At 29.5% G+C, this 11,727-nt stretch carries 11 protein-coding genes; 7 read left to right on the top strand and 4 right to left on the bottom strand.

Annotation, left to right across the window (positions count from 1 at the left end; genetic code table 11):
- Nucleotides 1–13 precede the first annotated feature (13 nt).
- Nucleotides 14–628, top strand: coding sequence for a hypothetical protein (locus L1S49_RS00360; RefSeq protein ID WP_238902076.1), 615 nt, complete (start codon nucleotides 14–16; stop codon nucleotides 626–628).
- Nucleotides 629–759: 131 nt separating this feature from the next.
- Here L1S49_RS00360 and L1S49_RS00355 read toward each other — a convergent pair whose 3' ends face one another.
- A complete protein-coding gene (locus tag L1S49_RS00355) occupies nucleotides 760–1,323 on the bottom strand; it encodes a chromate transporter (protein ID WP_238902075.1) in 564 nt (187 codons plus the stop codon).
- A 3-nt stretch (nucleotides 1,324–1,326) separates the two neighbouring features.
- Complete coding sequence (locus L1S49_RS00350; protein WP_238902074.1) at nucleotides 1,327–1,896, bottom strand: chromate transporter; 570 nt, start codon at nucleotides 1,894–1,896, stop codon at nucleotides 1,327–1,329.
- Between the two features lie 109 nt (nucleotides 1,897–2,005).
- Here L1S49_RS00350 and L1S49_RS00345 point away from each other — a divergent pair, with 109 nt between their 5' ends.
- Nucleotides 2,006–2,878, top strand: a complete 873-nt coding sequence (locus L1S49_RS00345) for a LysR family transcriptional regulator (protein WP_238902073.1) — start codon at nucleotides 2,006–2,008, stop codon at nucleotides 2,876–2,878.
- 106 nt (nucleotides 2,879–2,984) lie between these two features.
- Here L1S49_RS00345 and L1S49_RS00340 read toward each other — a convergent pair whose 3' ends face one another.
- Entirely contained in the window at nucleotides 2,985–3,812 is an 828-nt protein-coding gene (locus tag L1S49_RS00340) for a DegV family protein (RefSeq protein ID WP_238902072.1), read from the bottom strand.
- 195 nt (nucleotides 3,813–4,007) lie between these two features.
- On the opposite strand from L1S49_RS00340, the gene L1S49_RS00335 reads away from it, so the two are divergent.
- The 3 genes from L1S49_RS00335 to L1S49_RS00325 all read left to right on the top strand — a co-directional run bounded on the left by L1S49_RS00335 (nucleotide 4,008) and on the right by L1S49_RS00325 (nucleotide 7,392).
- On the top strand, nucleotides 4,008–4,847 hold the full coding sequence (locus L1S49_RS00335) for a Cof-type HAD-IIB family hydrolase (RefSeq protein WP_238902071.1): 840 nt from the start codon (nucleotides 4,008–4,010) through the stop codon (nucleotides 4,845–4,847).
- A gap of 49 nt (nucleotides 4,848–4,896) precedes the next feature.
- Nucleotides 4,897–6,324, top strand: a complete 1,428-nt coding sequence (locus L1S49_RS00330) for a 6-phospho-beta-glucosidase (RefSeq protein WP_238902070.1) — start codon at nucleotides 4,897–4,899, stop codon at nucleotides 6,322–6,324.
- Between the two features lie 108 nt (nucleotides 6,325–6,432).
- Nucleotides 6,433–7,392, top strand: a complete 960-nt coding sequence (locus tag L1S49_RS00325) for a helix-turn-helix domain-containing protein (RefSeq protein WP_238902069.1) — start codon at nucleotides 6,433–6,435, stop codon at nucleotides 7,390–7,392.
- Nucleotides 7,393–7,433: 41 nt separating this feature from the next.
- On the opposite strand, the gene L1S49_RS00320 is transcribed toward L1S49_RS00325, so the two are convergent.
- Nucleotides 7,434–8,423 (bottom strand): helix-turn-helix domain-containing protein, encoded by a 990-nt coding sequence (locus L1S49_RS00320; protein WP_238902068.1) that lies wholly within the window; start codon nucleotides 8,421–8,423, stop codon nucleotides 7,434–7,436.
- Nucleotides 8,424–8,604: 181 nt separating this feature from the next.
- Here L1S49_RS00320 and L1S49_RS00315 point away from each other — a divergent pair, with 181 nt between their 5' ends.
- Entirely contained in the window at nucleotides 8,605–9,903 is a 1,299-nt protein-coding gene (locus tag L1S49_RS00315) for a PTS transporter subunit EIIC (RefSeq protein WP_238902067.1), read from the top strand.
- A gap of 14 nt (nucleotides 9,904–9,917) precedes the next feature.
- Nucleotides 9,918–11,672, top strand: a complete 1,755-nt coding sequence (locus L1S49_RS00310) for a PHB depolymerase family esterase (RefSeq protein ID WP_238902066.1) — start codon at nucleotides 9,918–9,920, stop codon at nucleotides 11,670–11,672.
- Nucleotides 11,673–11,727: the final 55 nt, after the last annotated feature.

The raw sequence follows: 11,727 nt of genomic DNA, 5'->3' as shown, positions 1-11,727 counted from the left end.
GCGGAACAGTGAAATGTGGGAGAAGAGAAACAGTGGAACAGTGTTATGTTGGAACAGTGAAACAGCGGAACAGTGGAGCATTGGAAAAGGGAAACATAAGAACAGTGCAAAAGCGGACTGTTGGAAAAGAGGAACAGCGGAGCAGTGGAATGTTGTAATGTTTGAATATAGGAGCAGTGGTATGAATAGAATATTAGTAAAAATTGCTTATAGGAGAAGAATGATGAATAAAAGTGAAAAGGAAGTAAAGGGAAATATAGAAGAGCTAACACCTAAAAAGCAAGAATATGCTAAGGGTGCTATATGGACAGATGGGGAGGTGCTTAATGAAAATGTAATAAAGGAATTTCATATAGAAGAAGAGTTAAAAAGTAGAGGTGTTAGTACGATTTCTAATAAAGGAAATATAAATATAGAGAGTAATAAGATGATAAGTAGAGTAATGAGTTTAGAAGAAAAAGAAGAGTTCTCTATTAGAAAGAGTTTTAGTATTAGAGAATCAACTGCACAAATGTTAAATGAGCTTAAGTTTTTACACCCAAATGTAAATATAAGATTAAACGTATTAATAGATAATGCTATAAGACATTATCATGAATATATAATAGATCGGGGTGGATTCGAATAGTAAAGATCTTATGGATAGGAGAGAGAGGTTTTGAGTGTTTAATTTTGTTTAAATAATTAGATTTAATAAGTGGTGCACAAGTCTTAGATACATCTAATACGTCTATAAGATTAATATAACTTATTAAAGACTTATAGAGCTATATATAGAAAAAATCTAATTAAACCACAACTTAGCATAATTAAAATTGGATTGAATTTTGTTTTTCTTAAACTTATTAAAGCTAATGAAAAAAGAATAATAGAAACAAAATCAATATCAGAAGGATTTAGAGATATATTTCTTTCTCCCCATATAGATAGTGTAAAAATAGATATACCAGCTGAAGCTATTAAGGCTATGATTAGTGGGCGAAGACTTTTAAGAATTCCTTGAACCATATCTACATGTTTATATTTAAAGTATAGCCAAGCTAATAAAGACATAATAATGCATGATGGTAATACACAGCCTAATGTTGCAATTATAGCTCCACTTAATCCAGCAACTCGTATTCCTACAAATGTTGATGAATTTATAGCTATAGGACCTGGGGTCATTTGAGAAATTGTAATTAAATCGCTAAATTCACTTTGTGTAAGCCAGTTATTATTATAAACTACTTGCGTTTGAATTAGTGGGATAACAGCATATCCACCTCCAAAGCTAAATAGACCTATTTTAAAAAAACTCCAAAAAAGATTAAATAGAATCATAAATTATTTTTTCTCCTTACCTTTAGTTTTTAAATAAGTTTTTAATGAGCCAATTGCTATACATATAATAAGTAGATAAATTACACTAATTTTAAAGAAATGAGATAATATAAAGGTTATAATCATTAGGAATATAGATAGTTTTTCCTTCTCTTTAAACATATCTTGACCCATATTGAGAACAACATCAATAATGATAGCAGCAACACCAGCCTGCATTCCATCTAGTATAGTTGAAACAATTAAATTTTGGATAAAAGATTTATAAAATAAAGAAATAGTAGATAAAATTAAAAGTGGGGGTAAAACAGTTCCTAATATAGTTATTAATGCGCCCATTATTCCACAAATTTGATAACCTATTAATATGGAGGCATTTACTGCTACAGAACCAGGTGCTGATTGAGCTATTGCAACTAAATTTAGAAGCTCGTCTTTTTCAATCCACTTTAAATCATCCGAGAATTTTTTTTTCATCAAAGGTATAATAACGAATCCACCACCAAAAGTTACAGTGCTTAGATAAAAAGTTGACGTGAATAGTGTAATATAAGTATTAATATTTTTACGCATAAAGCATCCCTCCGCAATATAAATTCTACTCCTTGAAGGTTCATATGTAAAATAATATAATAATATAAATATCATAAGAAAAAAATATATTATTTAAGGTGGAGTATATATGACATTGAGACATATGAAAATTTTTGTTGCAGTATGTGAATGTAAAAGCGTTACTGCGGCTGCAAAAAAACTATTTATAACACAACCTGCTGCCAGTCTCGCAATTACTGAACTAGAGAATTATTATGGAGTAAGGTTATTTGATAGAATTTCAAAAAGATTACATATAACTGAAATGGGGCAACAATTACTTTCTTATGCTACACATATAGTATCTTTGTTTGATGAGGCAGAAAAAAGTATTAGAAACTTAGATAGTATTGGAATTTTGAGAGTAGGAACAAGTATAACTATAGGAAATTATCTACTCCCTAACTTTGTAAAAAAGTTTCAAGATACTCATAGAAATATAAAAATTAATGCTATAATTGATAATTCAAAGAATATTGAAGATTTAGTATTAAGCAATGAAATTGATTTAGGACTAATAGAGGGATTCTCTCATAGTGAATTTATTGAAAGTAAGATTTTTATGACAGATAGAATGGTTCTTATATGCTCACCTGATCATGATTGGTCTAAAGTAAAAGAAATAGAAATATCTGATTTAAATAATTCAGAATTTATTTTAAGGGAAAATGGAAGCGCTGGTCGAGAAATAATAGATAATATTTTTGAAATGCATAGAATAAATATAAATCAAAGATGGCAAAGCCTAAGTACACAAGCTATAATAAAAGCGGTTAGTAAAAATTTGGGTATATCTGCATTACCATATCTTTTAGTTAAGGAAAACTTAGATAGGGGAGAGGTCGTAGAGGTATCAATAAAAAATATAACATTGACACAAAACTTTTCAATTATTAATCATAAAAATAAATTTTTAACCAATTCTGCAAAAGATTTTATAGAGCTTTGCTTAGACCAATAGTCTAATTTCATTTTTAAATTATATAGTTTTTTAGTTTGGATTATTTACATTAAAAATAAAGTGTCGACTTTGTCGACACTCTTAAATAGTGATAAATTTAATTCAGTTAATACGCGATTACTATTCCACCATTATCAGCATAGACAGTACTTAATCCACTAGCTTCAAAAATAATGATATCTTTAAATGGGTATTTACTTTCTATAACTGCTTTAAGTTCAGTGGCTTTTTCTAATGCATGTACGTGTGTTATGGCTAAAACTGTATTTTTAAAGTCAATAGGAGCCTCACCTATCATATCTACAAGTCTTGAGAAAGCTTTTTTCTTTCCTCTAACTTTTTCTTTTAAAACTATTTCACCTTGACCATTTTCACCCATAATAGGAACTATATTAAGTAGATTTCCTATTATAGCTTGATAATTGCTTATTCTTCCGTTTTTAGCTAGATTATCTAAAGAGTTAAGCACGAATAAAGTCTTTAATTGAGATATGTAGCTATTAACTTTTTCCACTATATCTAGAGAACTAAGGTTTTGAGCCAATAATTCTTTTACCTTCAACGCAACTAGAGATTCTCCAGCAGATGCTGATTTTGAATCAAAAACATGAACCTCACTTCCTGGTTCCATTTCCTCAAACATGTCTTTTGCTGCTATTGCACTATTGTGAGATCCACTTAGCTTTGATGATATAGTAACAACATAATTTTCAGCATTCTTTTTAAAGCTTTCAAGAAAGTCATTAGGTGAAGGACATGCTGTTAGAATTCTGTTTTTAGTTTCTTTCATCTTTGACAATAAGTCAGAAGTATCTAAGTTTTTGTCTATTATATCGTTACCATCAATTGTAACTATAAAAGGAACTCTTTTTATTTCAGTATCATCCCCAAGGACTTCATTATTAAAATCTACACAACTATCTGTTATTAACATATTTTCTCCTTAATCTATAATTATTAATTGTTAACTTATAATTAATATTCTTACCTATATTATGTGTAAAATTAGAAAGAAAATCAAGGCTTATGGCATAGAAATTTCTTTTTACAAAAATAGAAAGTCTTAATGATGAATATTAGGTTATAATAAAAAAGTAATTGTGAATTTTTAAATAGGGGGATTTAGAGAATGAAATATAAATTATTAGCTATTGATATGGATGGTACTTTTTTAGATGCTGAACATAAGCCGCTAGAAGAAAATTATATTGCAATAAAGAAAGCTGCTGAATTAGGAATAAAGGTTGTAATATGCTCAGGAAGAATTCCAGCAGCACTTAAATTATTTACAGATGATATGCCGAAGAATCAACCTATTATAGCAGGTAATGGAAGTATAGTGTACGATGGTGATTTAAATGAGATTTATAAAGAATACATAGATCCAGATACTGTAGGCGATATTATTTCAATGCTTAGAAATGAGTATGACCATGTATATTATCATGTTATGGATCCATATGTTGTGTATTCAGAAGGTATTGGAAGAATAGTACAAGACTTTTTGTTTAAATTAAACCTATCACTTCCTAGAAAACATAGAATGGAATTTCGTCTAGTTCCAGACTTAGTAACCTATATTGATGAACATAGGGTGAAAGCTTTAAAAATAGAAATTCATGAAGATGATAATAATCTATTTAATGAAATAAGAAGAAGAATTGAAACTATACCAAATGTGGAAGTAGTGACTTCTGGTTTTGGTTCATTAGAAATAGTTAGGAAAGGAATTAATAAAGGTAAAGCTCTTGAAGTATTAGCAAAACACTATGGATATTCTTTAGAGGAATGTATAGCTGTTGGTAATGATGAAAATGATGTTGAGATGATACAAGAGGCTGGACTTGGGATAGCTGTTAAAAATTCTAATCCAAAGGCTAAAGATGTTGCAGATTATATAACAGAAAATGATAATGATAACAATGCGGTTGCAGAAGTTGTGGAAAAGTTCATACTTAATGTGGATTAAAATAAATTAAAAATATATCTAAATATGTTTTACGAAGGGAGAAAATTAAATGAGTAGATTACCAGAAGGATTTTTATGGGGAGGAGCTACCGCTGCTAACCAATTAGAAGGTGCATACTTAGAAGGTGGAAAGGGATTATCTACAGTTGATGTAGTTCCAGCAGGAAAAGATCGTTTCCCTGTGGCACTTGGAAAAATGAAGATGTTTGAATGTGATGAAAATCATTATTATCCAAGTCATGAGGCAATTGATTTTTATCATAATTATAAAGAAGATATAGCACTATTTGGAGAAATGGGTTTTAAAACTTTTAGACTATCTCTTGCTTGGTCACGTATATTTCCAAACGGAGATGATGAGACACCAAATGAAGAAGGTTTAAAGTTTTATGAGGATGTATTTGATGAATGTCTAAAGTATGGTATAGAGCCATTAGTAACAATTACTCATTTTGACGTACCTATGAACTTAGTTAAGACAGTTGGTTCATGGAGAAGTCGTAAAATGGTAGGATATTATGAAAGATTATGCACTGCTATTTTTACGCGTTATAAAGATAAGGTTAAATACTGGCTAACATTTAATGAAATAAATATGTTATTACATTTACCTTTTATGGGAGCAGGACTTGTATTTGAAGAAGGTGATGATGTAGAAGCTATAAAATATCAAGCTGCACACCACCAATTAATAGCAAGTGCAAAAGCAACTAAGATTGCTCATGAAATTAATCCAAACTTTAAAGTTGGTTGTATGTTAGCAGCTGGAAATACTTATGCTAATACATGTTCACCAGAAGATGTATGGAAGTCGATGGAGAAGGATAGAGAAAATTATTTCTTTATTGATGTTCAATCTCGTGGAGAATATCCTAACTATGCTAAGAAAATGCTTGAGAAGCTTAATATTAATATAAAGATGGAAGATGGAGATCTTGAGCTTTTAAAAGAACATACAGTTGATTTTATTTCCTTTAGTTACTACTCTTCAAGGTTAACTAGTGCAGATCCTAAGATAAATGCACAAACAGAAGGAAATGTATTTGCAACTTTAAAGAACCCATATTTAAAAGCCAGTGAATGGGGATGGCAAATTGATCCACTAGGTCTTAGAATAACTATGAATGCTATGTATGATAGATATCAAAAGCCACTATTTATTGTGGAAAATGGATTAGGTGCTGTGGATAATCCAGATGAAAATGGATATGTAGAAGATGATTATAGAATAGAATATCTAAGAGAACACATAAAAGCTATGAAAGATGCAGTAAATGAAGATGGGGTTGAACTTATTGGGTACACTCCATGGGGATGTATAGACTTAGTAAGTGCATCTACTGGTGAAATGAAAAAGAGATATGGTTTTATCTATGTAGATAAAGACAATGAAGGAAATGGAACCTTAAAGAGATCTAAAAAGAAGAGTTTCAATTGGTATAAGAAAGTCATTGAATCTAACGGAGAGATTTTATAAAGAATATATATAAAACACTGAGATAAAAGTTTCAGTGTTTTTTCTTTTATAATATAACTTATGCTAAAATAAATATAAAGGAAAATAAGTATAATTAGGAGAATCTGTATGAATAAAGATATTCATGATAAATTAATGGCTTTAACAGATGAAGAGCAGAAAATTTTAAATGGAGAGGATGAGGTTAATAAAAGTCTATATACTGATAATGGACAATTTATAATAGATAGTAATAAGCTTTTAAGAAAAGAAGAGCTAATAGATATAAGAAAACATACAAGATTTATTCATTTTCCTAAACATAAACATAATTATATTGAGTTTAACTATGTTTATCAGGGAAGCCTGACAGAAACAATTGATGAAGAAGAAGTAACTCTTAAAAAAGGAGAGTTAATTTTTCTAAATCAATATATCACTCATGAAATAGAGCCATCTAGTGAAGAAGACATAATAATAAACTTCATAATAAGGCCAGAATTCTTCGATTATATTTTAGGATTATTAGAAAAAGATAATATAATTAGTAGCTTCCTAATAACAACTCTATATACCAATTATGAAAAAGGAGAGTATCTCTACTTTAAAGTTTCAGACAATAAGGAGATACAAAGCCTAGTAGAAAGAATAATAACTGAACTTTATACTCCATCTATAATGAGTAAAGCTACAATAAAGCTATTAGTAGGACTTTTGATAGTAGAGCTTGTGAAGAATTCTCATAATATTGAGACTTATTCTGTAGACAATTATGAAAAGATGATAATAATTCAATGTTTAAAATATATAGATGATTTTTATCAAAAAGGGAACCTATTTGAAATAGCTAATAAATTAAATCAACCTCATTATAAGCTTAGTAAGTTGATTAAAAAACATACTAAGATGACTTTTAAAGAATTGCTACAGGAGAAAAAACTTAGTAAGGCTGTAGAATTATTAAAGGTCACTGAGTATTCTATAGTTGAAGTTATAGAACTCGTTGGATATGAAAATCTTACTTATTTTTATAAGATATTTAAAGAGAAATATGGGGTCACCCCAAAAGAATATAGAGATAGAAAGTAAAATGACTGTTGCATAAGTGGATAAAATCCGCTAGTAACAGTTTATTTTTTATATCTATCTCGATACTCCTGAGGACTACAACCAGCATATTCATAGAATCTTTTATAAAAAGCAGTCAAATTATTAATACCAATAGTTTCGGCTATTTCATAAATAGGTAATCTTTTATTATGTAAAAGTATGATTGCTTTTTTCATCCTCTCATCATTTACTAGTTGTTTAAAGGTTTTTCCTGAAAATTTTTTAATAAGTTTACTTGTATAAGAAGGATCATATCCAAAATGAGTACACATATTCTTTAAGTTTCCTTCTATATAGTGACTACGTATATAAACTAATATATCTTCCATTAATTGTTGATTTCTAAACATATCTATAGATAAATTAGTTTGGTATTGAAATTTTCTAACTAAATGTGTAATTAATATCATAATAAAGTTGTCAATTAAGTCATCTGAGCATATAGTTGAATCTAAATATTCGCAAAGAATGTTTTGTATACAATTATGAGTCAATTCATCATTTTGTGTAAAAAATAATAAATAATGATTATGGTTATTTTTGTTATTCATAAGTTCAAACATAAATTGAGATATTAGCTTATCATTAGGTAGGTGATTAATAAATTTTTTAGAGAAATAAGCTTCATTTAAAACTATATTTATACCTAAATCATTTTCGCTTGTTCTTTTCACACTATGAGGTACATGTTTATCAAAGATAATTAAATCTCCTTTATGTAAAACAATCTCTTCATCTTCAACAATTATTGATAGTGTACCAGAATAAACATAAGTAATAACTATGTAATGATAAATATGCATAGGTACTTTACCAGCATTTCGTTTATGAAAGGATATTATGTGATTTTTGCCTTGGAACTGCCTATCGTGATTAAAAACAAATAAAAAATCATCATTAAACGGTACAGTTTTATGCTTAGTTTGGAAATGTGATATTATTTCTTGTTCACTTGTAGTATCTAAAGTTACATCACTATTTAGCATGTTTTCTAACGCACTGTAATTCAAAACAATCACTCCTTTGAATTAAGTATATAATATAAAGTCTAAATTTGATAGTCTTAAAAACATTTATTAGCATTGTCTCTTAACTTTAAAATCATTTATAATTACATTGTCAAAAGAAAAGCTTTTCAAATAAAATATTTGTTTTCGAAAATAAAAAATAAGAATAAAGGGGAATTAAATCATGAAAGAAACTATAGGGAATTTTATTGATAATAAGTTACTTCCAATAGCTGATAAGGTTAGTAGACAACGTCATTTGACTGCTTTAAGAGATGGAATGCTTGCATACTTGCCATTTACTATAATTGCATCTGTATTTTTAATATTAGCATTTATACCTATTCCAGGATATACAGAATTCATAACTAATTTATTAAATGACGGAGGAGCTTGGCAAGGAAGATTAATCTATGTAGCAAACTCAACTATGGATGTTGGTGGATTATTTGTTTTAATAGGAACTGCATATAGTTTAGCTAAATCATATAATATTGATAAATTACAATCTTCACTAACAGCCTTGGCATCATTTATATTAGTAACGCCTTATATTATAGGTGATGCTGGAAGTAGTATTCCGGTAGATAAAATTGGAGCTAAAGCAATGTTTGTAGCTTTTATTGTAGCAATGGTTGCTGTTGAGATATATAGAAAGATGGAACAAAAGGGTATTGTAATTAAAATGCCAGATGCAGTTCCACCAGCAGTGGCTAAACCATTTGCATCTTTAATACCAGCTTTTTTAACAGTAGTATTTTTCTGGGCAATAAGATTAATATTTGATATTGGGTTCAATTCTGACTTATTTACAATAATAAATCTGGTAATAGGAAAGCCATTATTACTATTGGGAGGAAGCTTAGGTGGTTTTGTTGTAGCATTACTATTTGAACAACTTTTATGGTTTTTTGGTATTCATGGAGGTTCAATTGTATCATCTGGAGCTATGAATCCTATCTGGACTATGTTGGATGATGCAAATAGACTTTCATCAATTGCTGGAGAAGTGCCTAAAAATATTATAAGTTTAAGTTTTAGAAATTCATTTGCAAGCATTGGTGTAGTTGGGGCAATAATTGCAATAGTTATAGTTGCAAAAAGCAAGCAATACAAAGAAGTTGGGAAAGTAGGACTTGTACCATATATCTTTAATATAGGAGAACCTGTATTATTTGGTATACCTCTTATGTTAAATCCATTATACTTTATACCTTTAGTAATAACTCCATCAGTGTCAGCAGTAATAGCATATATTGCGCTTGCAACAAAATTAGTTCCAATACCAACAGGTTTAGCTCAATTGCCATGGACAACACCTCCAATAATCAGTGGATATTTGGTAACTGGAAGCATCAGAGGAGCAATATTACAAATTGTATTATTAATTGTTACAACTTTAATATGGATTCCTTTTGTTAAGATGGCTGATAAACAAATATATAAAGAAGAAGCTCAATATAGTAAGGGAATAGAAGCTTAAATCTAGGGGGATTTATGAGAGGGCAGTTAGTAGTGAAAAAATTATTGATAGTTTATGTGATAGCAGTTATGATGGCTGGACTATTTGTTGGATGTGAACAAAATAAAAAAGAAAAACATTCAGACGTTGAAAAGAAATTAAGTCCAGTTAAAAGTGAAAGAATAGAAAACTATAACTACTATAGTTATGATGCTACAAAGGATGGTTATAAATCAATAAGAAGTGATGTTTTAACACCTAAATACTATATTTTTGCTGGGAGTAAAACTGAAGATACAGCTAATGATTTAATTGGGAAACTTGAAATGTTAGACAATGTTCAGGAATGGGCTGGACAAGTTTATGTTATTAATCCTATCAATGGAAAAGAATACAGTAATGATGATAAAGAAGCATTTATAGACTTAGTTGGAAGCGCAATCAGTAATGTAAAAGTAATAGGAATTGATGAGGGTGCAACATTTGTTAATAATTATCTTTCACAATCATGTTATTTTATAGCTGGAATGATGATTTATGGTGGAGATATTGATGGAAGCTTAGAAACAGGGGATGTAGTACCAGTGTACTTGAGTAAAACAAGTGATACGATTGTAGATTACTATATGAAGGTAAATAACGCTAAAAATAAGAGTAAGAAAACTGGTTATGAATTATATACAAATAATGATAAAACTTTACAAGCTGTTGCAGTTGCTTCTAAGAAGAATGAGAATTTAGCTGAGGCCTTTGATAATGCATGGGAAAGCATTTTCTCAAAAAATTACCGCCAACATAATACTACGGCAGAGTTTTATATGGTTAGTGCTAGAAGTGCTACAGAAAATTATGATTTAATTGAAGCGCCTATTTTTGAAGAGTTAGGAATAACGTATAACCAAGAAATTGACAAAAGTGTATCAGGAATGGATGGAAAATATACTTGGTTTGAGTATGTACCTAACACTGTTAAATCTAGCGAAAATAATAGTGTTCCTTTAGTAGTTTCTTTACATGGAAACCAAAATGATCCAAGACTACAAGGTGATACAACAGGATGGCCTGAATTAGCTGCAAAAGAAAACTTTATAGTTGTAGCTCCTGAATGGCAGCAAAAAGATGTTAATTTCTTTAAGGTTGATGGTCTAGAAGAAGAGGGTGTTATAAATTTAGTTAAAGATTTACAAGTTAAATATCCTCAAATTGATCCATCTAGGATTTATGTAAATGGACTTTCAATTGGTGGTGCAGAATCCTTCTTATTGGGGTTAAAGCATAGCAAAATATTTGCAGGAGTAGGAGTGGCTTCTGGAGTTAATGTATTTGCAGATCAGGTTACAGAAGTCGCTAATAACTATTCTGGGGGCGAAGTACCATTACTATATATGTGTGGAGATCATGATTTCTTTCAAATGATTCCTGTTGATGGAAGTAGTAAATATGGAACAGCATATTTATTTGGAAATCAGGTTTGGAATGAAGATAAAAATGTACACATTTTTAGTGCACTACAATCTTATCAAAAAATAAATGGACTAAATGTAAATGAAATGAATATGACTGAGAATGAATATTATGGAATTAAGCTAGATAATCAAGGTTGGATTAAGTTAGGGGATAAGGATATGTATACTGGAACCTTATCAAACAAAAATGGAGTAGTCATGGAATTAGCTGCTATTAAGGATTTAGCCCACTGGAATTACAAGCCAGAAGCAGAATATATATGGAGATTTTTTAAAAGTTATAGAAGAGATATTGAAACAGGGAATTTAATTTTTATTAAATAAAACAAAGAAGAAAAAAGCTGTTGCGTAATAGCAACAGCTAGGTATTAAGGAGGAA

This window comes from Clostridium sp. YIM B02506 (assembly GCF_022324845.1).
In the GTDB taxonomy this organism is placed as follows: Bacteria; Bacillota; Clostridia; order Clostridiales; family Clostridiaceae; genus Clostridium_T; species Clostridium_T intestinale.
The sequence above is the reverse complement of the archived record's forward strand: the minus strand, read 5'-3'. Positions and strand labels throughout refer to the sequence as shown.